The sequence below is a fragment of the Sulfolobus islandicus Y.N.15.51 genome (assembly GCF_000022485.1).
Lineage (GTDB): Archaea > Thermoproteota > Thermoprotei_A > Sulfolobales > Sulfolobaceae > Saccharolobus > Saccharolobus islandicus.
In genome coordinates this window covers 1,385,007-1,409,037 of the sequence record NC_012623.1, presented here as the reverse complement: position 1 = coordinate 1,409,037, position 24,031 = coordinate 1,385,007, and the positions used below count along the sequence as shown (strand labels likewise).

The window sequence follows — 24,031 nt, the reverse complement described above, 5'->3', positions numbered from 1 at the left end:
AAGAGGAAATAATTTTAAAGTTATATTGGATAATCATCTGGTAGTTTATGTCTGAAGTATTTTCCAGTTTCTGGATCTTTAAATAGACCTATCTTCACACCTTTTCTGCCCTTTGGTGCCAATGCCCATACCTTCTCTGGAACTAATTCAGCCTCTTTACCGGCTGGTGTTTTTACTTTTACTGCTTTTTTACCCGAACTCATACTTTCTCTATAATACTACTATAGGACTAATTTTATAAACCTTTCCATGAGTTAGATGAAGTATAATACCTTAAGTCCTTCAAGGGTAATATTAAAGGTTTATTTTAGCCCTTAAATCGCTCTTGTCATTCCACCATCAATTAAAATTGACGTTCCATTAATGTATCCTGCGTAATCTGATGATAAAAATACCAAAAGAGCACCTAACTCATTCTTTATATCCCCAGTCCTTCCAATAGGAATTTGAGAGATTACCTCCCTCTTCCAAATCACATCTAATGGTTGACCAACTTTTTCTGCATACCTCTTTAAAGATCTCTTAGCTCCTTCGGTTTCGAAGCTACCCATTAAGATTACGTTAACACTTATGTTGTATTCACCCATTTCTTTACTAAGCAGTTTTGCCATCTGGATTAATGGGGCTCTTGTAATATCCGCTAATGAGAACATTCGTTGGGGCTCTTTAACTGTCCAAGACGATAGAAAGAATATTCTACCCCATCTTTGAGCCTTCATGTGTTGATATACCAGATTTGTCAGTTTTATCGCACTTAATAGATATAGTTTAGTAGCATATTCCCAATCCTCCATAGTATTCTCAAAAAAATAGGAAGGTTCTTTAGGAGGATTCCCAGAGTTTACAACTAAGATATCAATTCCGTTCATCATCTTTAAACTATAGTTAATTAACTCCTCTAGAGATTTGAAATCAGTTAGATCTGATACAAAACCCCATACTGATGGTCCTATTTTCCTCATTTCTGAAACAGCTTTTTCTACTTTCTCTTTACTTCTTGAAGATATTACAACATTACACCCTTCCCTTAAAAAAGCCTCAGCAACTCCCCTCCCAATTCCTTCTGTAGACGCTGTAATGAGGACTCTTTTACCAGAAATATTAATGTTCATAATAATTTTAGGTATAAAAAGGGATTTTTAGGTTTTGGGAGAAAGCTTCTTAAAGACTTCAACAATTGAAATGAAATCGACTTCTGAATATCCTAATGCTTCAGTCATTTTATACAGTTGTAATGCTAATGACGAAATTGGCGTAATTATCTTTAAATTTTGAGCTTCCTTTATGACAATCTCTAAATCTTTCCTCATGTGTTTAGTGGCAAACTGAGTTGAATAGTCTTCTTTTAGTAATTTAGGTGCTTTTAATTCAGTCGTGGGAGATCTAGCACTACTTAACGTAGTTAAAATATTAATAACCTGCTGAGGGTCTAACCCAGCTCTTATTCCGAAATTATAGGCTTCCGCTATGGCTGCAACATAGGAGCCTAAAAGTAAGTTATTTACCAGCTTGGCATAAAGTCCCATACCATTAGGACCCATATAAACTACTGACGATGCAGTCTCTTTAGCTATATCATTAACGGTATCAAACTTATCCTTAGGTCCACCTACTAATACTATCAATTTCTTTTGCTCAACAAATATCGAAGTTCCTATGACTGGAGCATCGAACATTGTACCGCCATTACTTTCTATTCTCTTAGCTAAGCTAATACTTAATGTTGGGCTTATAGTACTCATATCGATTAAAATTTTGCCTTTCATTAGTGGTATTAAGGGTTCTACTATAGACTTCACTGCATTATCATCAGCTAACATTGTTATTATAACATCTGATGATTCTACAAGTTCTTTAGGATTTAGCGCCCTATTTACCTTATACTCCTTTACAAAACTTTCAGCTTTTTCTTGAGTTCTATCGTATACTACATTAAGTTTATTAGCCTTAGCTAGATTAGCTCCTATTCTATATCCCATTATACCTAAGCCTATAAGACCTACCTTCATAAAATAGCATATATCTTTAACAGCTAAAAAGATTTTAGATAAGTCCCAACTATATCCTTGATTCTTCCCTTAACATCAATTAAATCAATAGATAGTATTATAATTTCGTATTGAGACTGTAGTTTACTTAATTTCTCCTTAAGCTCACTAAAAGATTTGACGTCAATAAAGAGGTCGTATATGTTTCCATATACTCTTGCAGCTTCACTTAAACTACTTGTAGAATAAACTGTAACTCTATATCTCCTCATAGATGGTTTAGCGGATGATATGGCTTGTAATTCCCTCTTTCCAATGGTCATTACTTTGGAAATATTATACCCTCCTATCTCTATCTTATCTCTTTCCTCGTTTTCTATAACAATAGGGTACTCTGCAAGGACCCTTATACTCGTGGGTTCAGAAAATGCGAAAATAATCTTTTTCTGAAGTAAGCTATCAAGTCCTTCATTTCCTTTTTTGGAGAACCAAGAGGATATCGGTAGGTTTCTATTTAAACGATTATAAACGTATAAGGTTCTTATATTTTTGGATATAATAAATACTTGCCTATCAGAAATCCTATAAACTATCTCTACTTCAGGGCTCTCCATGTTTGGAGGATATCCTCTTTCCGCTAACATTTTACCTACTTCTCTTTTTATTTCATGTTTTATACTCTCGTAATATATAAGAGCGAATTCTTTAATTATTTCATTTTCTTTCTTTTTAGTATCCTCATCTAATTCAACACCAAGCACATAACTTTTAGTACCTAATCCAGATAGCAGCTTGAACGCTTTTTCAAAGAAATCTTGTTTTATTTCATCTATTTTATTTTGGCATAAATAGCAAGGATAAGTGTGAAATTCTGAAGAGAGATAAAGCTTGTACCACTTTTCCGCTATTGGTCCGAGATTCTCCATTATACTTTTTATTGAAATAAGGTCAACTATTTTATGATCTTTTATCTTTTCGTCCAAGAACATCATTAATGAAATCTTTATAGCCTTACCCCTTTCTTTATTCTCTAATCCATATCCTAGTCTTGCAAAACATCTTCCTAAACAGCTATTACACAAGGGATATTTTGATAATATTTGTATAGCTTTCTCAATTATTTTATTATCCGATTTTCCCTCCGAAGAGTTTATCAATACTGCCCCTCCTTCTTTTTACCATTTTCAAAAGCTTATTCATGTTGTTATACCACTCTAAAAGTTCTCTTACATCTTCAACCTCTAATCCTGATCCTTCAGCTATTCTTCTCATTCTCGACTTATCAATTATACTAGGATTTTCCAATTCCTTATACGTCATAGAATTTAAGGCTGCTAGCCATCTCCTAATCTTTTCCTCTCCTAATTTCAATTGGTCTTCGCTAGGGGTGGGAAGCATAACACCTAAACCCGGGATATGTTGTAGCACTTTAGAAAGGGGACCCATTTTCCTCAAAGCCATGATTTGTGCATAAACATCTCTAAGTGTTAGCTTTCCTTTACCTTCCATAACATCTTCCATTTTCTTTTGTATTTTCTCGTATTCCTCTAATCCTTTAACTTTCTCTAGAATTGATTCTATATCTCCCATCCCTAATATCCTAGAAACATATCTCTTGGCATTAAATATTTCTAATTCGTCTATTTTTTCTCCAGTACCTATAAACTTTATCGTAGCTCCAGTAGCTGCTACTGCTGACAACGCTCCGCCTCCCTTTGCAGTGCCATCCATCTTCGTTATTATTATAGAACCGATTGGACTTGCTTGATGGAATCTAGATGCTAAATCATAGGCTTTTTGTCCAATGGACGCGTCAATGACCAAGATTACATCATCGGGTTTCAATGCCTCATATATCTCCTTCATTTCCTCTAGAAGCTTAGTCTCTTCACCATATCCATGTCGTCCTGCAGTGTCTACTATGATTATATCCATTTTGTTCTTTACAAACGTATCAACTCCTTTTTTAGCTATCTCGATGGCGTTTTGATTATTTGGTTCTCCATATACTGGTACTCCAATTTGATTACCTAACTGCAACAATTGATCATAAGCAGCTGGCCTATACACGTCAGCCGCCACTAAACCTACTTTATAACCTCTTCTTTTGTAGAAATAAGCTAATTTCCCTGCAGTGGTTGTTTTTCCGCTTCCTTGAACACCAACCAACATTATTATAAAGGGTAACTTGGTGGGATTAACATTAGGTTCCTTATCTCCTCCAAACAATTTGGAAAGTTCATCATAAACTATAGAAATGAACCATTCCTTCCTTTCTAAAACAGATGGAGGCTTTTCCTTATTTAGCCTTTCTTTAATCTTGGCGGTTAATGAAAAAACTAGCTTTACATTTACATCGGATGAAATAAGAGACTTCTGAAGTTCTTTTATAAACTCATCTACAGCCTTCTCGTATGGTGTAGACCTTGTAAGGAACTTTCTTACGGCATCCCTTATATTTTCTAACATTATTACTTGACCCTAACTATTTTTCTTCTTCCCATTATTTCCCAATACTCTAATTCCGCATTAGGTCTTATTTTAGAGGCTAGTTCGTCCTCTGTTGGTTTCTCGATCTCGAAGGTCTCATAAGTTTCTAAATCCATTACTTGTATTTTGTCACCCATATCTGCAATTATTTGACCAATATGCTTTTCTATGATGGGAACTTCAACTTGCTGATCTACTGGAGCCATTAAAGTTTTTTTAGCTCCGCTAAAAACGCCAATTGCAACTACATTAGCTTTTGCGCTACCGTGCTTACCCGTTTTAGCCTTAGTTACTTCTACAACCCTACAAGGCTCTCCGTCTATTACTACATAACTACCTACCTTGAGCTCACCGACGGTCGTGTACGTTATGCTCATCTTTAACCCTCTATGATATAAAAAGTGTTAAACTTTAAACTCTTACTCTTATTAAAAACGCTCCGAGCTTTGGCCCCTCATCACTTTTCAGGCCTAGCTAGGTCTTCACAGCAATTTTATTTTATTTAAAACTAGATATTAAAGTATGCCATGGAAGATAAGGTGTGCAAATTGTAATACTGAGAAAGTATTAAATATTAGCTTTGATATAAGTTCACAAAAAACCATATATATCTATTGTAATGTATGTAAGAGGAATACTTTTAATGAGATTCTAGGTTATTATGAACAAGAGTGATGAAACCCATAAAATTGATGAAAATGAAATAACCTGTCTCGGCTGATTAAGCAATATAATCCTTATTGGTTATCTTTTCTGGAATGTATTGGAAGCCGAGAAACTTAAGACCCTTGCTTGCCATAGCCTCTATTTCCAACTTAGCCTTCCTCTGTAGAAAAGTATTTATCTCCTCTTGCCATGCTTTAGTCTTAAACCATTCATAGTTTTTAATCTCCTCAGCTCTCTTTATGTCTGCATCCTTGGCCTTAATTATATAGTTCTTTCTCTCAGCTTCACTTAGATAGGGTTTCTTTCTGGAGTTACCGAAGATATCACCCATTGATACGCCCAAAAATTTAGAATCTGGAGTAGCTAGCCTCTCACTCTCATAAGATAAAGATATCGAACCTATCCTGAACACACTAAATATATACCATCCGTAAGGATCAGCGTCAGTTAAGATATAAACTGGCAATTTTAATTCCTCATTAAGTCTTCTAACAAACCTTCTAGTAGCCCTATCTGGTTGACCTGCACTAGTTATTAAAATGGACTTGTACTGTTTCCAAAAACCAGCTCTATGTAATTGTTGGAACACTGCATCCTTCTCCACTACTAGCACAAATTCTGCATCTACGTCAATGAAATCTATCAAATCTGGAGTAGGTTCAATTGCATAGGCTCCATGACCGGTTTTACTTAGATCTATTACATCATTTCCACTCCTTATCCTTAAATTACCTACAACTTTACCCTTTTCCTTACTGAGAATTAGCATTTCTTCTCTAAGAAGAGATGTAAATACTTCAATATCAACTATAACACTATCGGACTCCTTTTGCTCATCCCATGTATTCTCTTCGGATACAATCTTATTGCCTTCGATTGACTTTAACAAAAGTGAGTGTTTCCCTCTGTAATAAAGGTCACGTATCGTGGGATATTCGTCACTCACTAAAGCATCATAAATTATTGATGCCATTAACACAGTTTGCATAAATCGCTTCGCTTCGTTCAAATCTAGGAAATTCCTCTTGAGTTTCTTTTCTCCCAATAATAGCAGCTTTCTTTTTTCATCGTAAATCGCATTAGATAGAGTTCTCATCGGGATTTCCATCACTAGCGGTTCGCCTTTCTTGAGTTGCTCAACTAGATTAAGGAATTTATCACGCAATATATTAGCAGCTTTCCTTCTCGCTTCCTTATCAACTTTCGATATAAATTCAGAACTCATTCATTATCCACCCTATAGACCTTTCTATATTCTTCAATGTTAATCAAATCTAATTTCTTAGAAATAAGTTTAAATAAACCTTCTGAGATCTCGTTCTGGTACTTAGACACTAACTCTTTATTGCCAGATGCTAAAAAGGTTGCTAAAGATCTGCTAACCTCTGGTATATATTTTAAATACGCAAGTAATTTCTTCTTAGCTTCTTGTTCCTTTCTCTTCTCACTCAAATACTGTTTAAGTTTTCGTGCGACTTCCATCAATGCGTTCTTTATTTCCTTCTCTATATCCTCTACTTCAGCTATACTTTCCTTTCCAGCACTCTTATATGGTATCTTGGTACTACATAAATGAACCATTACCACCATTTGATATTGATCCGACTCAATACCATACCTTTTCCAATCCAGCTCTTCAACGACTTTCCATATGACATCTGATTTCTCGTCGTAAATTAACGGAATCTTATTGGCATATCTTAAAACTATAGGCTCTTCACCAACGGGTATACTACCGCCAAATGCGACACCTGCTTCAACTATGAATGGATGTCCTTGGTAAGCTTTAGGTTTCCTAGTTATAGAGGCTGCGAAGTCTGGATTAAAAATCTTTTTTAAACCTAATTCAATTAAATCTTCCCCTATTACAGAAAGTGAATCCGCTGATGGGGATCTAAAATCCTCATACTTTTTAAAAGTCTCAACTAACCTAGTTATTTCCTCTTCTGTTAAGTTCTTAACTTTCTTATTGGGCTTTAATCCAGCTAATTCTAGGATCTTATCTGCAGTAGTATCCCCTATACTTTGAAATTCATTAACCAAAAATTCTTTTATGGTATAGTCTCTCTTTAGATTATTTATTAGTATCTTTATTTCTTCCCTATCTACTCCATAGGGATGAGGCTTAACTTCTTGTGGCGGCTTAGGAATCTTATTTGTTAATCTCGGATAATATGTTACATTTCCTTCAGGATCTTTGAAGATAAATTCTGCGTAAGGGGTAATAATGTAAGTCCTCTTAATATACTCGTAAATTCTTGATTTAGCTTTAGGCCAATCTCCCGGTATAGAAATTGCAACGGACGTTCCATGAAAACCCCTAGTGTTTTCCACAGATCCCCTTTCTACAATTATTGGCTCGTTCTTATTTATATCAATTTTTAACTTAAAAGTGTATATTCTTTTAGAATTTGCTGGGGAAGTCTCTATTTCTATGGGCTTATCTTGATGCATTTGGCTATAGAGAACAGCTGCCTTTACACCTAGACCATACATACCCCTAGTTTGCCTATTTGCATATTTCGAACTGTATAATACTCTACCAAAGGCATTGGGAACCTCCTGGGGAGGAATGCCTATTCCATTGTCAACCACATTAACTTTATATATTTGCCTAGCTTCGTCAATTAAGTCAATCGTAATCTTAATATTAGGCAATATCCCGTGTACATCGGTAGCGTCCAGCGAGTTCTCTATTAACTCTCTAACTGTTTGATAAAGAGCCCTCGCTGGATTAGGGAATCCGGCCAGCTCCGGATTCCTTTTAAAGAATTCTGCAGGAGATAAGCTTGTAAACTTTTCTTTAGCAGACATGAATGTTACACCCTATATATTACAATATTTAGCTTAATAAAGACGCGGCCAAAATAGGAACTATTATTGTCGCATCTCCATATATGGTTGCGTGTTTTGCATTTGGTCTAATCTTGTTCCAAGATATTGCCTCTCTTGGTTTAGCTCCACTTAAACTACCGTCATATTCTTGAGCAGTAGTAACATATACAGCGTAATCTAAACCATCTTTAAACTGATTCCACCATATCGTATGGTGCTTGCTTATACCACCTCCTATTATTAATGCACCACTCTTTTTGCAAGAAAAGACCAGATCTTTAATTAGTCGCATATCCTCAAATAGATTAATCTTAAAGTTTAGAAATTGAGATTGTATAAATAGGTTTGTTCCAAAACTACCATCTACTATCCCTGGAACTATTACTGGAACCTTCTTCTCGTAAGCTGCTCTTAGAATCGAATTAGAATCACTTATCCTCTTTCCAAACTCCCATAGTAACTCATACGCTGGTATTTCCTTTTTATCCTTAGCTATTTCAGGCAAGAATTTCCTTACAATCTCCTCTATCACTTTGCCATAGGATTCAAAGGGAACAAGAACATTTCCTAATCTGTGAATTTCCAAATCTTTTAGCATCGCATCATCAATATCAAAGGAACCTTTGTAATAAACCCCGCCAAAGCTTCTAGCCAAATCGTGATCTATCGTGCCTCCAGTAGTCACTATTATGTTAAAATATCCCCTTTTCACAAGATCTGCAAATAAACCTCTTAATCCCGTAGAAACTAGATTTGCAGTAAACGATAGAAACCTTAAATCAGCGTCTTTTATCATTTCCTTAAGTATTTTAGAACCTCTTACTATACCCTCGCTGCTAAAACCGTATATCTTATCAAATACATTAACTATATCGCTATATTTCTCTAGATCGCTTAATGCTATATCTTCAACTGGATTTTTTAACAAATCCTCTCTATTTATCATCCTTTGGTAACCCCTATAGGTCTTAATCGCATAACCAATTTAGCGATTTTAACTTCATGAGCGACTTTAGCTACTCTATCAACATCTTTATAAGCTCCAGGTGCCTCTTCAGCTACTACCCTCCTGGTAGCAGCCCTTACCACTATACCTTTTTCAGCTAAAGTTTCAACTACTACATTAGCGGGGTAATTTCTCACCGCAGCTTCTCTAGACATCCACCTACCAGCACCATGAGGCGCAGTAAACCATGTCCTTCTACCTTCTGGTATTCCAGCCATAACGTAGCTAGCAGTACCCATACTACCTGGTATTAAGACGATCTGACCAATATTTCTATGATCAGCAGGGATTTCTGGACTGCCAGGTGGGAAGGCTCTAGTAGCACCTTTCCTATGTACCAATACTTTCTTCCTTTTTCCCTCAATTACATACTCCTCAATTTTGGCTATATTATGCGCTACATCATAAACTATATTAAGATCTAATTTCTCTGGGTCAACACCGAACACTCTTCCAAAGCTCTCTCTTATCCAATGGGTAATTAATTGTCTATTCGTCCACGCGAAATTAGCTCCAGATGCCATTGCGTGAAAGTAATCTTGACCCTCTCTACTCTCAAAGGGAACTGCGGCTAGTTCCCTATCTGGCAATTGAATGTTATACTTCTTCATGGCTCTTTCCATAATTTGCAAATAATCACTAGCTACTTGATGGCCTAGGCCTCTTGACCCCGTATGAACCATAACCATTACTTGACCTTCGTGATCCACTCCTATTGCTTTAGCAATTTGAGGATCAAATATCTTATCAACAACTTGAATTTCTAAGAAGTGATTACCAGCTCCTAAAGTTCCTAATTGAGAAGCACCTCTTTGTTTAGCTATTGGACTTACTTTCGAAGGGTCTGCCAACTCCCAACTACCATGTTGTTCCATATGATTCATATCTTCTTTCCATCCAAAGCCCTTATCGACTGCCCACGCTACTCCTTCTGCTAATACTTGATCCAATTGTTGAGAGGTAAGTTTCACTTTACCCTCGCTTCCTACACCACTAGGTACGTTTCTATGTAGCTCCTCAACTAACTGGGCCAATTTTGGCTTTACGTCTTCATAATCTAAATTGGTTCTGAGTAATCTAACACCACAATTTATATCATATCCTATCCCTCCAGGGCTTACAACTCCTCCTTCATCAATTGCAGTAGCTGCTATGCCGCCTATAGGAAAACCGTAACCTTGATGGCCATCTGGTAAAACGTAAATTGATTCTTGAACACCAGGTAAACAAGCCACGTTAGTAGCTTGTCTTAATGTCATATCTTGTTTCATTTTCTCAATCAAAACGTCATCTGCAAATATGGTAACGGGAACTTTCATACATTCTTGGGTACCTTTATCGATACGCCATTCATATGAATTAACTCTAGTAATGTTAATCTGCATTTTTCAATCAAATAGAGATATTACTTAGCCTAAATAAAACTACACCTATTAATGGAGTATTTATTTCAATAACCTTAAATTTTCTTTTCAGCTTTTTTGCTCACTTGCTCTAATATCTCATCGTATTTCTTTCTAACTTTCTTTAATGAAGAATTAATGCAATCCGTATCAGCCTCCATAACCATCTCTTTAAGGAACTTGTACGCACAACTTTTGCTGTGAAAGTATAGTTTATCACCACCAATTTCAATTATTATTCCTTGACCTTCTGGAAAAGATCTTCCACATACATTACAAGTATATTTATGAGACATAGATTGAACGTTGATTTTATATTTTTAAAAATAACGGTAAATGGTGCTATTCAGTAAATTTGGCGTGATAATTAATGCTAGATCATCTTGACCAGCGATTAAGAAAGCTAATAGAGGAAAAGAATTGGATTAAGCTAACTAGAGTACAAGAGATGTCCTATGAACCAATTACTAATGGATACAACACTCTCATCATTGCACCTACTGGTTATGGAAAAACTGAAGCAGCAATGTTTCCGATATTAAATAGAATGTTAAAAGAAGATGTTAAACCTGTTACTGTAATTTATATTACACCATTGAAAGCACTAATCAATGATCTTCTTTATAGAATAGACTGGTGGGCCTCTAGACTAGGCTTTTTAGTAAACAGGAAACATGGAGAAGTTCCTCAAAAGGAGAAGAACTTACGATTAAAGAAAATACCTCACATAATTGTTACTACACCAGAAGGATTAGAAATAGATCTAGACTGGGCTAGTAGGTTTAGGGAGCATTACAAAAACGTTAAATGGGTCATAGTCGACGAGATTCATGAGTTAATAAACTCCAAGCGAGGAACTCAGCTATCAATACTACTTGAAAGATTAAAACACTTCATTGGCTACGACTTTCAACGAATTGGCTTATCAGCTACAGTGAGTGATGAGAACAAAGTAGCGCAATTTCTCTTCGGATCTTCCGAAAGAAAGATGAAGATAATAAGATTAAATGATACGAGGAATTTTGAAATAAAAATAAATAAGATTGATAATAATTTCACTTTGTGGAGAAATGCAGCAGAAAAAATAAACCAACTAATAGAAAAGCCTACACTAGTCTTTACAAATTCTAGGTTTTCCACGGAAAGACTTCATGAAGAATTAGAAAAATTAGGAAATAAAGAAATCTACGTGCATCATTCGTCAGTTTCTAGAGACCTTAAGAACTTAGCTGAAGGAGAATTAAGAAATGGCAATGCGAAGGCAGTAGTATGCACTAAAACACTAGAACTGGGAATTCACGTAGGAGATATAAAGAAAGTAATAATGCTTAGACCACCGACTTCAGTATCCTCGTTTCTCCAGAGACTAGGCAGAAGTGGACATATAGTCCATGGAGTTCCTAAGGGAGAAATAATCTGCTTCTACGATTTCGACGTATTAGAGTCCTTAGCACTATATCTTTCAGCAAAAGATGGTAAAATGGAAAAACCTTTCATAGATGATGGATTAGATGTTGTTGCAAGAGAAATAGTTGGCATGGTATTACAAAATCAAAAAATGAGCATAGAAGAGGCTCTTAGTATTATTCGAGGAACTTATATTTATAGGAATCTGGAATCATCGAGATTGATGGATTTAATACAGTATCTAGTAAAAAATAATATAATAAAGATTGAGGAGAACTACTTAAAACTAGGACAAGGATTCTTTAAGATATGGAGATTTAATAGGGATGCTAGAAGTAGCTGGGGAAAAGACTTCTCAGAATTCTTTTCACTAATTAACAATGACGAAACATTTGCCTTAAAACATAATGGTATAACCGTAGGCGAGATAGACGCAGTTTACGTATATAAACATGTGAGAGCAAATGATGTAATAAGAATAAGTGGAAAGTTCTGGAAAGTATTGCGTATAAATACCCATAAGAATACGATAGATGTTACTCTAGCTAATGAGGGTGAAGGTGAGATACCGATATGGAAAGGAGAAAATACATCTAAATCTTCATTAATAGTAGATTACATTAGAAAAATTATAGAAAATTTCAACGAATATTATCTTACAATGAATGAGATAATGGATAAAAATTCAAAGGAAAGTATAATTAAGATATTTGAAGAGTATAGAAAGTTAGGACTGAAAATACCCTCTGGAGATATAGTACTGGTGGAAAATAAGGAGGATGAATGGATTTACACTGTACTGATTGACGAGAGAATTTCAAATACTTTATCTCATATATTACTTTATCTAGTAACTAAAAAATATACGTTAAACGCTTCTAGTAGAAGTTCAATATATGGTTTCTCAATAAAGGGGACTCCAGTAGATTTATTCAAAGACATCATAAATATGGATGAGAGGAAAATCGTAAAAATCGTATTGAGATCTATATTGAGATCTCCTCTTTATATAGCTACACTTAAGGAGATCCAACCAAGCTTTGGTAAAATATCAAAAATCAACACAAAAGAAGATAAATTCTTAATAAAAGAAGCGCTAAGACAGACAATAAAAAGATACTTTAGCATAAAGAGAACTCTAGAATTTATCAAAAAAGTTAGGGAAGGCAAAATAAAAATGATATATACTGAAAACGCAGGATTGTTGAGAGAAGCGATATTCGCTCATGCGCAGATTAGACCTTGGCTTTCTGATCTAAATCTAACCATATATCAAGCACTAAAAGGTGGTGCGTATACGGTTAATGAGCTGTCGGAGATCTTAGGGATCTCAGCTAAAAGTCTTGAAAATAAGTTGAAACAACTTAGAAGAAATAACAATAAATATAAAGTAACATCATTCGTAGATGTAGATAGTAGGGAAACTAGATGGTGCTTGTACGAAGATTTCATTGATATAGTTAAATCTGAAGAATATTATTCCTCATTCTCACCTTTAAATAATAATGAGATATTTGCAGTTAACCTTAAGTCAGGGGATAATCAAGTTGAAATATTGTTTAAACCATTTGATTTAATTAATAACCCAGAAGAGATATTGAGAAAGATTCCATTCAATAATATTGAGGAGGTTAAGATTAGGGAAGCTATAGATACTTCCTATCAATTTCTACAAAAATATTACCATTTAGGTAAAGACACTATAGTATACTTATTGCTAAATGCTGTCGCCTACTTGCAAAGCTTAAAATACTCTTAAAAATAACTATCTTATTAGTGATGATGCCCTTCAATTTGATTGATGATAAGGGCCCGTGTTACTGAACATTAGATTTATTTTTGCATATCCACTTATGACTCGTGAGAGAAGATGACAGAAAAATTAAATGAGATAGTAGTTAGAAAAACAAAAAATGTAGAAGATCATGTTTTAGATGTAATTGTCCTATTTAATCAAGGAATAGACGAAGTAATATTAAAAGGAATAGGAAGAGAAATTTCTAAAGCAGTAGACGTTTACAATTCATTAAAGGACAGATTAGGAGATGGCATACAATTGGTAAATGTACAGACTGGAAGTGAGGTTAGAGATAGAAGGCGTATATCATACATTTTGCTCAGACTTAAGAGGGTTTACTAAGGTAGATATCTCACTAAATATTTCTAATAACACTGTAGATGCGCTTAACTTGCTTAGTGCAATATCATCCAGTTTGCTCATTAATTTCGCTGTTGTACCTTCAGATACCAGATCGTAGAATTTGGAACTTAGAAACTGGTACGCTGAGATACCACGATTTGTTGCTATTAGATATGACTTCCTTTTACTACTAACTATATACCCATGCCTCACTAGGTTCTCTATAGTTTTCGCATATGTACTAGGCCTCCCAATCCCCTTTGATTTCATTAATGATATTACGTCCGAGTAACTTAGCAATTGTTCACTTGATCCTTTACCAGTGTTAACTTTAGGTTTAACCTCACCCAAAGGTAAATTGTACACCTTAACCGGATATACCTTAATAAACCCACCTTCAGCATTACTTAATAATTCTGTATTGATATTGTCATCCTTGTTTAGCTTTATCAAATATCTACTCTTAGTACCTACTGCATGAGACATCTGGCTCGCCATAAATCGTCTAAAGATTAAGTCGTAAATTAAGAAGTGCAATTTGCTAAACCTTATTGAATACTTATAAGGATTTTCCTCTATTTCTTGAATTAGCTCATTAACATCCATAGCTCTAGTTGGTCTTATTGCCTCATGAGCACCTTCTTCTGATGATTCCCACGACTTGGGAACAAAATCTTTAATAAGCCCCTGCTTTTGAAGATACTCCTTAGCTATTTCTATTCCTACAGAGGAAATATGAGTACTATCAGTTCTATGATATGTTATTAGACCAGCCTCAAATAAATCTTGGGCAATCTTCATTACAAGATTAGCTGATAGTTTATATTTCATATTAGCCTCAATAAGTAAAGTGTCTGTAGTAAAAGGAGGCAAGGGGGATAGCAATATTTTTTCTTCAGAGATTTTTTCAATCTTAACGACTTGTAAATTATTTATATATTCCTCCATTTTCTTTCTTTCACTGAAATACATTTTAATGGAGTACCCTGCGATGTCGATATAAACCACATAACCCATTGAACTCTTGTACTTCATCGTTTTATCCACTATCCAACCTAAAACTGGGGTTTGTACTCTACCTGCACCATGATTATGCCCATTAAACTTCGTTTTTAGTAGGTTACTTAGTGTGAAACCTATCCACCTATCTTCTATCCTTCTAACTATCTGACTCATCACTAGATTAGTATTGATCTTCATGGGATTCCTTAATGCCTCCAATATTGCCTTCTTAGTAATTTCATGGTATGTTATTCTGTAAACATTGGAGTTATATGGAGACAAGAATGAAGCTAGATCATATGCTATTTTCTCACCTTCAGTGTCGGGATCAGACGCTATGAACACTTTATCCACTGACAACGCCAGTTCTCTGAGTAAATTAATCGTAGTCTGAGCTGTTTGAACGTTTGTAGAACCACAGTAAGGGCATTTATCTGAAGTAATAGAAAATGTCTTATTACAATCTAGGCATTTCTTTATTAAGTCATAATATGGTTTTATAATCCCACTATCCTCTACTTTTATTCCATAATATCCTATATCCTCTAAGGTCAGATCTACAATATGACCTTTTGAGGCTACTACATCTAGCACATATATTTGATTGCCATCTACTATGATAGTTTCGTATACTGGTACTTTATTTATCACCCTAACCGAAGGTCTGCTAAACATCTTAGCTATAGTCTTTGCTTTTGTTGGAGATTCTACTATGAGTAAACCAGTTGATATATTAAAATGTACTCTATTTCCCTCTTCTTTTCTAGATTCTTCTAGTTTAGTTTTTATTTCAGATAAATTTATATTAGATAATGAAGTAAAGTTAGTGTTAGGAAACAATTTCTGCATTTTCTTTTTCAATATTTCAAAGATATGTTTATCATCTACCAGAATTATTGAAAACCCAAGAGTTAATCCTCCATTGTAAAGTCTACTTGCCCTTCCAGAGCCTTGCAAATACGTTATCATATCTGGGTAAATTATGTAATAATTCGTATTTTGCTTAGTAATTACGAAATTATCTGAAATTAAAGTCTCCTCTCCTATCTCCTTTAACTTATCTTTAACTAAGGAAATATAATACAGTAATTCCTGTCTTAATTGATCTAGTTTTTGATAGTTTATAGTCTCCCCTTTTATTATAGAGAACTTTAACAACTGAGTCTCAGAAGGACTCAGTACCAAAATCTTATTCTGTAACTCCGAGAAATTGACTCCAATCATTTTGCCTACTCTTAGTAAAGTAAATGGATTAGATAAGGCATCAAATAGCTTAGCCTTTATTTTTGGGACTCCATAATATATTACATATTTTAATCTTTTAGGCTCATCAATTCCTCTAACAGCAACACCGTAATAAGATGCAGAACCCACTAGAATATCTACTTTACCTTGAGAAAAATCATCAAGGAATTTTCTTCCACTTATTGCTAGCTTAGCGTTGAAACCTAAATCTTCGACATATTTCTTTATTTCATTTAATCTAGATCTTCCATATTCTTTCGAGACTAGAATCAACCCACCACTTCCCAGCTCCTTAACTATTGAAAGATCTAGATTGTCCGTGTAAGTATCAATGATATTCCTAGCGTACAACTGAATAGAAGAGGGTTCAAAACCAGTTAGTAACCTTAAGGCTTTTTGCTTAATACCTTTAGGTCGTATTGTCGCGCTGGCTATAACTAGCTGGGAAATTTTATCCTTAAATTCAGCTATCTTAAGTTCCAATTCCCTAATTTTCTCTTTAATTTCTTCCGTAAATTCATTAGAGAAATAATATTTATTCCTTAATCTAATCAGTTGAATTGCACTTTCATAGACATCATTTGGAATCCCCAATAGACTAACCAATCTACCAGTAGTTTTACCACTTTTGATTACCGCATCTGCGTCGTCTATTGCCACAAAGTTTGGCTTATAACTTGTTATTGAGTTCGCGTTCTTATTAAGGTAACTTATTGTTATCACGCTTACTTTCCTTTGATCAACCTTTCCACAAGATACTTGAGCACCCAATTTCTCTAGCCTTTTACAAACTTGTTCCATTAAGGACTTTGTAGGAACAATATATACTACGTCTTGGCCGATAAAGACGGAATAGGTCATCAATGTGGTTGTCTTTCCTAATCCAGTAGGAGCTGACATAGTGAAGCTCTGATTACTTACAAGCCTTCTTAACCATAATTTCTGGAGGGACCAAGGTTCATATCCAGTTTTATCTTTAAAATATTTAAACACTATTTCAAATGTAGTAATATTATAATATAAATTCCAGTAATTTTTAATCTTATCGTTATTGAGTAGAATATTGTATAGTGCTTTTACCTTTGAAATAATATCTACACCATCAATTCCATTAATATACGGTAAACAAGTCTCGCATGGTAGACCATTCAGTAACCTATCAGCAGAAATATCTCCACCACAGTTAGGGCAGGAATTTTTATACATTACATTAATCATAGCTAGAAAAAACTTTATGATGGTAAGATCTTTTAAAAGAGTTATCGAAGTGTTACTCTATTCGGTTAACTTTTTTAGCTTTATATGAATGACTATTTGAGACCAAATAGGTGGAAAAGATGAGCAGCGGAACCCCAACTCCAAGTAATGTAGTCTTAATAGGAAAGAAACCAGTAATGAACTATGTCTTAGCTGCATTAACTCTACTAAATCAGGGAGTTAGCGAAATTGTAATCAAAGCTAGAGGAAGAGCTATTAGTAAGGCCGTAGATACTGTGGAAATAGTAAGGAACAGATTCTTACCAGACAAGATAGAGATTAAGGAAATTAGAGTAGGAAGTCAAGTAGTAACAAGCCAAGACGGAAGACAATCAAGAGTTTCAACAATAGAAATTGCTATAAGGAAAAAGTAAGTGTCTGAGTTTTTTAGACTTTTCTTTTATTATGCGCTACTTTTAATAGGGAGCTTAACAGAAAATATTCTTGCGATATAAATGAACCAGCCTACAATTAAAGTTGAATTTGAGGGAAAGGCAAAAATAGGAGAAATGATGGGCAATTTTAAAGCTATACAATTGAAGCCAGAAGATTTCTCCAGCCCATTGGCATTACAAATGGCGCTCTCTAGAATATACTCTGAGTTGATGAACATGATGAATCAAAGGCAAGAACTCCACTATGTTGCTGATGTAAAATTTACAGACTCTATGGGAAACCCAGTAAGCGTGGGAGTAGATTTTGGAGACAAAATACCACCATTAAGCAAGAAAGAGGTAAAAGTAAAGATAACTATTGAATTCTACGACGAAGAGTAGCTCTTCTTTCCAAATAAGGTTTTGCCAAGAAGGAAAGAACAAAGTCGTCAAAGGGATTAAGCCTATATTCAACATTACTTAGTTTAGTTATTAGGCCTATTTTAGTCATATAGCTTATACTATTGTATGTTACTTTTTTAGAAAAATAAGGTCCTAAAACAGAAAAAGCGTCAGCTATATTAAATTTCTCATATCTAAATTTCTTGAAAAGAAGAAAATATATTATTACCTCCCTCTTTTTAAGCCATCTCATATTCATCAGCCTGGTTACTCATCAACCATTCAGTCCTTACAAGTCCATACATCCTTAATATTTTTTATTTGTAGTATATCTCTTAATATTGCTTAATATGCCTTACGTAGACGTTGACAGCAAAATATGTAGACCTAATGAGGTAAAGGAAATAAAAGAGGGAGATATAATATTAGTATATCCTGCTACTCTAAACGTAAATGGAAAAATAGTAACTTTCCCCCCGCTTTCATTAATTAGCGAGGAGTGCACAAACGAGATTAAAAATTTAAGCTGGGTAGAAGGTATAATAGTAAACCAAGAAATATTTCATAACGTGACTTTTATCAAATGTGAAAACTATATTGAAGGAGAGATAGAAATTTTAGAACCTACCCTTCTTACAGCTTTCACTTTTAAACACATGATTGGAGGTAAAATAAAAGGCTACACAAGCCAGCTTATTAAAGGTATACCTCTATTAAAAGTAAATAACCAACCAATAATAAGCATAGATAAGGGAAAAGTTAGCGTTGGACTCTGTTTTTTAGATAAGAGAGATATTCTAGTAAGATTATTGGGATATTCTATATTTTTCTACATAAATCCATCCTTATCGATCTAAAGGACTAAGTTTATCTTGATCCTTATCGAAGTTTTCGGAGGATTGATAAGGTATACCCTCAAATGTGAGAATATCAGTTTCTTTTCTCTTTTTAGCTTGATACTCCTCCGGAGTACCACTTACAACTATCTCATAAAGTTTTGCTTGCTTGCAATTATAGGGCCTCATAATCCTACCTAATCTTTGAATAAACTGCCTTCTAGAACTTGTTCCAGTTACAATAATTCCTACATTAGCATCTGGAATATCGATTCCCTCATCCCCCACAGTAGTCAAAACAAGAATTCCTGCACTCATAGTTTTAAAGGTTGCTAAAACTCTCTTCCTCTCCTCTTTAGACATCTTACCGGTTAATAATAAACAGTTATACCTTCTAGCTATTTCTTCGGCTTGATCAACGTACTGAGTAAATATTAGAATCTTTCCTTTTTCGGATTTAAGTATCTCGTCTAATGCCCTCATTTTCTCTGAAGCAAAATTCACTATTTTTCTCATTTCATTATAAACCCTCATGGCTTCAATAGCACTTTCATCACCTTTCTTTACTAACTCAATTAACTCACTTACCTTTCTGCCTTTAGATAATGCCTTAAACTTATTTAATAGCTCATTGTACCTCTTTCTCTCTTCTAAGGTTAGTCTTACTTTTTTCTGAATAATTTCATAGGAGGCTAGATAACCTAACTTAGCTAGTTCGGTAACTGACTTATAATATACTATTCCACCTATTAGACTAAATAACTCATTATGTTTATTATCTTCTCTATGGGGAGTCGCCGAAAGACCCATCCTATAAGGAGCTATTAAGCCTTCTGCTATCGCTTTAAACTTATCTGCAGGTAAATGATGAACTTCGTCCACTATTAGTAGGTAAAATTTATCAAATAGTTGTGGAAGATGCCTATACGCCGTATGATAAGTAGTTATGGTTATTGGTCTTATTCTCTTTTCCTCTGAGTAATAAAACCCAATGTCAGGCCTTTTTGAGGTAAACTTTAGTATAGCTTCTTTCCATTGTAGCATTTGCTCTTTGGTAAAGGTTACAATGAGAGTAGGCTTTCTGATTACATCTATACCTTTTATTCCAACTACTGTCTTTCCAGTCCCTGTCGGAAGTGCTATAACTCCCCTATTTCCATTCTTAATCCAATTTTCTATGGCCTCTCTTTGATATTCCCTTAATTGCCCATTAAATTCAAACTCAAACTCTTTGAATGAAAGGTTTAATTCCTTGATCTCTAATCCATTTTCTCTCAATTTTTGCAATAGGTTATAATAATCCATTGGACGTATTATGAATCTTCTATTTTGCTTATCATATTTAATTTTGAACTTGTACTCCCCATTCTCATTTCTCTCATTAATTTTCTCTAGAACGTCTGCAAGATAAGTATATGGTTTCATAATTATTTTACCGGCCTCTATTTTAAAGGAACAGTCCAGGAGTTTTTCCTTCAATCTTGCAACATCCTCTTGAGAAAGCTTCACATCGTAATCCTCTAAAATTTCCATTATCTCGCTTGGTTTTACTCCATTTCTTTTAGCTCTTTCCAAATCAATTACGAACTGAGATCCATTACTATCTCTCCCTAAATATCTCGAGAACAATAATAATCTTTTGAAATCATCTTCATCCAACCACTGTTTGATATAGAAAGTCCTCAAGGACATTTTTAATCACTTCAACATATATAACCTTTAAATTAGAACCAAGAATATTTATAAGTTCCGAAATATCCCCTACATCATAAATAAAGTATTTATCTCCATTAAAATTTGAGAAAACTCCTATCGAAGGCAAATTATATCTAGACTTGCTCATTAAAAGTATTTTATATATATCATTTAAAAATGGATTTACGTATAAAATTAGACCATCTCCATTATCTAAAGTGATGCCTATAAAGTTCTTGCCTAAAGCTTCTGCTTCAGAGAAACCGTATTGTAACGCTTCTTCCAATCCGATCCAAGGTAAATTTGTGATTAATTCCTCTATTTTCACAACTATTATGTTAGGAAAAAGCTAGTTTAAAATGTATCGTGGCCATTAGATTTAATTTAGGCAGATTTTTGCTGAATGAAAATATAAACTAGTTCTCTGAAGTGTTATCAATGAAAATAGAGGTCAATAAGAATTTAATTAAACATTTAGAAAACTTATCTTTAATTCAATTAAGTCAGAATGAAGAAAAAATGTTAGAAAATGATATAACAAATATCATAAAATTCTTTGAGAAAATAAACGAGCTTGATTTAAGTAATGTAGAACCACTATTTCATCCTCTCCCTCAAGGGAGACTAAGGAAAGATACTCCAAGAGATCCATTAGATAGGGAAAATGCACTCAAAAACGTGAAAAGAAAAGAAAACGGATATATAGTAGGACCTAGAACTTACGGTGAATAAGATTATGATAGTGGAATTAGTCAATGATTTGAAAAATAAGAATTTAGAGGCTGAAGAATACGTTGAGAGAACTTATGAGAAAATAGGCAAATACGATAAGTACACCAACGCGTTTATAACTATTAGAAGCAAGGAAGAGGTATTAAGGGAAGTAAAAGAAAACATTAACAAAGGGGGCAAATTAGCAGGGATACTAATTGCCATCAAGGATAACATCTCAACCAAGGGAATTAGAGCTACTTGTGCATCAAAGATGTTAGAAGATTACATACCTCCATATGATGCTACAGTTATAGAAAAATTAAAGAAGGAAGGGGCGGTAATTGTTGGTAAAACGAATATGGACGAATTCGCTATGGGTTCAACTACAGAGACGAGTTATTTTGGTCCCACTAGAAATCCTTGGAATTTAGAAAGAACCCCTGGAGGTTCATCTGGAGGTAGTGGAGCAGCTCTAGCAGCTGGTTATGTCGAATTGGCGTTAGGTAGCGATACTGGAGGTTCTATAAGAGCGCCAGCTGCATATAATGCAACTTTTGGTTTAAAGCCATCTTATGGCACAGTGAGTAGATTTGGTCTAGTAGCTTATGCAAATAGTTTAGAACAAATAGGGCCTATGGCTAGAAATGCTGAAGACTTAGGATTGCTTTTCTCAATAATTGCTGGACCTGACGATAAGGACGCTACTACAATTGACTTATCTCTAAATTTTGAGTTTAAGGAACAGAATGTGAAAAGCGTTAGGATAGGTATTCTTAGTGATATTTTAGAAATGTCAGAAAAACCAGTATCTGGTGTGATAAAAGATGTTATAGATAAACTATCTAGTGAAGGAGCTCTAATTGAAGATACCAAATTAGGTAATGCAGAATACGCACTACCAGCATACTACATAATAGCAATGTCTGAAGCAAGCTCTAATTTAGCTAGATATGATGGAGTTAGGTACGGATATAGCAAATACATGGAAGGGAATTGGCGTGAGGTTTATGCTAAAAATAGAGGAGAAGCGTTTGGTATAGAGGTAAAGAGGAGGATCCTCCTTGGTAGTTTTATCTTAAGTGCTGGATATTATGAGGAATTTTACCTCAAGGCATTAAAGGTTAAAAATTTAATTAAGAAAAGTCTAGACGAATTATTCAAAAAATATGATATTTTAGTCTCTCCTACAATGCCTATATTACCGCCTAAAATAGGTGAGGTAATCAATGACCCTGTGAGAATGTATGCAATGGATCTAAATACTGTAATAGCTAACTTAGCTGCAATACCAGCATTATCGTTGCCAGCGGGATTTTATAATGACTTACCAATAGGATTACAATTAATGGGAAAATATCTATCAGATATTTATTTAATTAACATTTCATCCTATATAGAGAGAAATGTTACAAAATTGTACAATTTAACAGCACCAATTAAGATCTAATAATTTTTTAATCCTATATGCGGTAGAATGTACAATATGCAAAGTAATTTAAGGATCGATACAGTAAGTGAGATATTTAAAGAGTTACAAAAAGAGAAATACCACATCATTGGCACTCACAGTGTATATAAAAAATGTCATTGGACTCATTCTGCTCTTGTAGCTAATAGATCTTGCTATAAGGGCAAATTCTACGGAATTGAGAGTCATAGATGCGTACAAATGACTCCAACTGCAGCCTGGTGCTGGTTTAGATGCGTACATTGTTGGAGATTAGAACCAGAGGATGTTGGACTAGAGTGGGACGATACGAAAATGCCCGCATATGATGATCCTGAATATATTGTAGAGAGGAGTATAGAAGAACATAAGAAGGCCGTTTCTGGATATCTAGGAAGAAATGATGTTAACATCCAAAAGGTAAAAGATGCGATGAGACCCGCGCATGTTGCAATAAGTTTGACTGGAGAACCTACACTTTATGAGAAACTTGGTGATCTTATAAAGGAATATCATAAAAGAGGAATGACAACCTTTCTTGTAACAAGTGGTGTAAGACCAGATATATTAGCAAGCTTAGAAGAAGAGCCTACTCAGTTATTTGTATCTCTACAAGCTCCGAATGAGATAAAACACAAGATGATTAATAGACCAGTAGTTGCTAATTCTTGGCAATTAGTTATGAAGACTTTAGAGATCTTACCTAGTTTTAGTTCTCCAACTGTGATAAGATTTACAATGATAAAGGGATACAATATGAGTGAGCAAGATGCAAGAGAATTTGCGAAGTTAATGGAAATTGCAATGCCCACATATATAGAAATTAAAGCTTATATGCACGTTGGACCATCAACCTATAGATTAAGTAGAGATGCGATGCCAAAACATAAAGAGATAAGAGAATTCGCAAAAACCTTAGCACAATACACTGGATATAAAATCTTATCAGAGCACGTGCCCAGTAGAATAGTTCTTCTAAGTAAATTGGATAAGCCAATTAAGATTGGAAATGCGTGGAATGAGAAATGGGATTGGTCTACTATTGATATAGAAGATGATATGAGTGGAGAATATAAGGAAGCAGAACAAGGTTGTACAGAGGGATCAACTTGAAAAGATGAGTC

The 24,031-nt window shown here is 34.6% G+C and carries 23 protein-coding genes; 8 read left to right on the top strand and 15 right to left on the bottom strand.

What is annotated here, in order from left to right; genetic code table 11:
• Nucleotides 1-20: 20 nt before the first annotated feature.
• The 11 genes from cren7 to YN1551_RS07840 form a co-directional block, all read right to left on the bottom strand.
• Nucleotides 21-203: a chromatin protein Cren7 gene (gene cren7 / locus YN1551_RS07890; RefSeq protein ID WP_012711256.1), complete on the bottom strand. Its 183-nt coding sequence runs from the start codon at nucleotides 201-203 to the stop codon at nucleotides 21-23.
• Between the two features lie 111 nt (nucleotides 204-314).
• On the bottom strand, nucleotides 315-1,112 hold the full coding sequence (locus tag YN1551_RS07885) for an SDR family oxidoreductase (protein ID WP_012717519.1): 798 nt from the start codon (nucleotides 1,110-1,112) through the stop codon (nucleotides 315-317).
• Nucleotides 1,113-1,139: 27 nt separating this feature from the next.
• Nucleotides 1,140-2,009 (bottom strand): NAD(P)-dependent oxidoreductase, encoded by an 870-nt coding sequence (locus YN1551_RS07880; protein ID WP_012717518.1) that lies wholly within the window; start codon nucleotides 2,007-2,009, stop codon nucleotides 1,140-1,142.
• A 23-nt stretch (nucleotides 2,010-2,032) separates the two neighbouring features.
• The gene (locus YN1551_RS07875; RefSeq protein ID WP_012713653.1) at nucleotides 2,033-3,145 is read right to left on the bottom strand and encodes a pseudouridylate synthase; all 1,113 of its coding nucleotides are present in this window, start codon (nucleotides 3,143-3,145) and stop codon (nucleotides 2,033-2,035) included.
• Nucleotides 3,114-4,457 (bottom strand): signal recognition particle protein Srp54, encoded by a 1,344-nt coding sequence (locus YN1551_RS07870; RefSeq protein ID WP_012717517.1) that lies wholly within the window; start codon nucleotides 4,455-4,457, stop codon nucleotides 3,114-3,116. Before YN1551_RS07870 ends, YN1551_RS07875 begins: the two co-directional genes overlap by 32 nt.
• Nucleotides 4,458-4,459: 2 nt before the next feature.
• Nucleotides 4,460-4,855: a translation initiation factor IF-5A gene (locus tag YN1551_RS07865; protein ID WP_012711261.1), complete on the bottom strand. Its 396-nt coding sequence runs from the start codon at nucleotides 4,853-4,855 to the stop codon at nucleotides 4,460-4,462.
• A 344-nt stretch (nucleotides 4,856-5,199) separates the two neighbouring features.
• Nucleotides 5,200-6,369, bottom strand: a complete 1,170-nt coding sequence (locus tag YN1551_RS07860; protein ID WP_012717516.1) for a DNA topoisomerase IV subunit A — start codon at nucleotides 6,367-6,369, stop codon at nucleotides 5,200-5,202.
• Nucleotides 6,366-7,958, bottom strand: a complete 1,593-nt coding sequence (locus YN1551_RS07855) for a DNA topoisomerase VI subunit B (protein ID WP_012717515.1) — start codon at nucleotides 7,956-7,958, stop codon at nucleotides 6,366-6,368. The genes YN1551_RS07860 and YN1551_RS07855 overlap by 4 nt, the downstream gene beginning before the upstream one ends.
• A 28-nt stretch (nucleotides 7,959-7,986) precedes the next feature.
• Nucleotides 7,987-8,925 (bottom strand): deoxyhypusine synthase, encoded by a 939-nt coding sequence (locus tag YN1551_RS07850; protein ID WP_012711264.1) that lies wholly within the window; start codon nucleotides 8,923-8,925, stop codon nucleotides 7,987-7,989.
• Nucleotides 8,922-10,370, bottom strand: coding sequence for an RtcB family protein (locus YN1551_RS07845; protein WP_012717514.1), 1,449 nt, complete (start codon nucleotides 10,368-10,370; stop codon nucleotides 8,922-8,924). The genes YN1551_RS07850 and YN1551_RS07845 overlap by 4 nt, the downstream gene beginning before the upstream one ends.
• Before the next feature lie 74 nt (nucleotides 10,371-10,444).
• The gene (locus YN1551_RS07840) at nucleotides 10,445-10,684 is read right to left on the bottom strand and encodes a hypothetical protein (RefSeq protein ID WP_012711266.1); all 240 of its coding nucleotides are present in this window, start codon (nucleotides 10,682-10,684) and stop codon (nucleotides 10,445-10,447) included.
• Nucleotides 10,685-10,758: 74 nt separating this feature from the next.
• On the opposite strand from YN1551_RS07840, the gene YN1551_RS07835 reads away from it, so the two are divergent.
• Both YN1551_RS07835 and alba2 read left to right on the top strand, forming a co-directional pair.
• Nucleotides 10,759-13,554, top strand: coding sequence for a DEAD/DEAH box helicase (locus tag YN1551_RS07835; RefSeq protein WP_012717513.1), 2,796 nt, complete (start codon nucleotides 10,759-10,761; stop codon nucleotides 13,552-13,554).
• Between the two features lie 111 nt (nucleotides 13,555-13,665).
• A complete protein-coding gene (gene alba2, locus YN1551_RS07830; protein WP_012711268.1) occupies nucleotides 13,666-13,935 on the top strand; it encodes a chromatin protein Alba2 in 270 nt (89 codons plus the stop codon).
• Here the strand turns inward: alba2 and rgy are convergent.
• Nucleotides 13,900-17,400, bottom strand: coding sequence for a reverse gyrase (gene rgy, locus YN1551_RS07825; RefSeq protein WP_012717512.1), 3,501 nt, complete (start codon nucleotides 17,398-17,400; stop codon nucleotides 13,900-13,902). The genes alba2 and rgy overlap by 36 nt on opposite strands.
• 119 nt (nucleotides 17,401-17,519) lie before the next feature.
• Between rgy and alba1 the strand changes: the two genes are divergently transcribed.
• Nucleotides 17,520-17,813, top strand: coding sequence for a chromatin protein Alba1 (gene alba1, locus YN1551_RS07820; protein ID WP_009992406.1), 294 nt, complete (start codon nucleotides 17,520-17,522; stop codon nucleotides 17,811-17,813).
• A gap of 81 nt (nucleotides 17,814-17,894) precedes the next feature.
• On the top strand, nucleotides 17,895-18,215 hold the full coding sequence (locus YN1551_RS07815; protein WP_012711270.1) for a hypothetical protein: 321 nt from the start codon (nucleotides 17,895-17,897) through the stop codon (nucleotides 18,213-18,215).
• Here the strand turns inward: YN1551_RS07815 and YN1551_RS07810 are convergent.
• Complete coding sequence (locus YN1551_RS07810; protein WP_012717511.1) at nucleotides 18,190-18,474, bottom strand: hypothetical protein; 285 nt, start codon at nucleotides 18,472-18,474, stop codon at nucleotides 18,190-18,192. The genes YN1551_RS07815 and YN1551_RS07810 overlap by 26 nt on opposite strands.
• Before the next feature lie 91 nt (nucleotides 18,475-18,565).
• Here YN1551_RS07810 and YN1551_RS07805 point away from each other — a divergent pair, with 91 nt between their 5' ends.
• Nucleotides 18,566-19,072, top strand: coding sequence for a hypothetical protein (locus tag YN1551_RS07805; RefSeq protein ID WP_012717510.1), 507 nt, complete (start codon nucleotides 18,566-18,568; stop codon nucleotides 19,070-19,072).
• Here YN1551_RS07805 and YN1551_RS07800 read toward each other — a convergent pair.
• Both YN1551_RS07800 and YN1551_RS07795 read right to left on the bottom strand, forming a co-directional pair.
• Nucleotides 19,061-20,743, bottom strand: a complete 1,683-nt coding sequence (locus tag YN1551_RS07800) for a DEAD/DEAH box helicase (protein ID WP_012717509.1) — start codon at nucleotides 20,741-20,743, stop codon at nucleotides 19,061-19,063. The genes YN1551_RS07805 and YN1551_RS07800 overlap by 12 nt on opposite strands.
• Nucleotides 20,703-21,074, bottom strand: coding sequence for a hypothetical protein (locus tag YN1551_RS07795; RefSeq protein WP_012711274.1), 372 nt, complete (start codon nucleotides 21,072-21,074; stop codon nucleotides 20,703-20,705). Before YN1551_RS07795 ends, YN1551_RS07800 begins: the two co-directional genes overlap by 41 nt.
• Nucleotides 21,075-21,184: 110 nt before the next feature.
• Here YN1551_RS07795 and gatC point away from each other — a divergent pair, with 110 nt between their 5' ends.
• From gatC to twy1, 3 genes are read left to right on the top strand one after another with little or no spacing between them, the layout of a single operon-like run.
• Nucleotides 21,185-21,478: an Asp-tRNA(Asn) amidotransferase subunit GatC gene (gene gatC / locus YN1551_RS07790; RefSeq protein ID WP_012711275.1), complete on the top strand. Its 294-nt coding sequence runs from the start codon at nucleotides 21,185-21,187 to the stop codon at nucleotides 21,476-21,478.
• Nucleotides 21,479-21,482: 4 nt separating this feature from the next.
• A complete protein-coding gene (gatA, locus tag YN1551_RS07785) occupies nucleotides 21,483-22,907 on the top strand; it encodes an Asp-tRNA(Asn)/Glu-tRNA(Gln) amidotransferase subunit GatA (RefSeq protein ID WP_012717508.1) in 1,425 nt (474 codons plus the stop codon).
• 27 nt (nucleotides 22,908-22,934) lie between these two features.
• Nucleotides 22,935-24,020, top strand: coding sequence for a 4-demethylwyosine synthase TYW1 (twy1, locus tag YN1551_RS07780; RefSeq protein ID WP_012717507.1), 1,086 nt, complete (start codon nucleotides 22,935-22,937; stop codon nucleotides 24,018-24,020).
• Nucleotides 24,021-24,031: the final 11 nt, after the last annotated feature.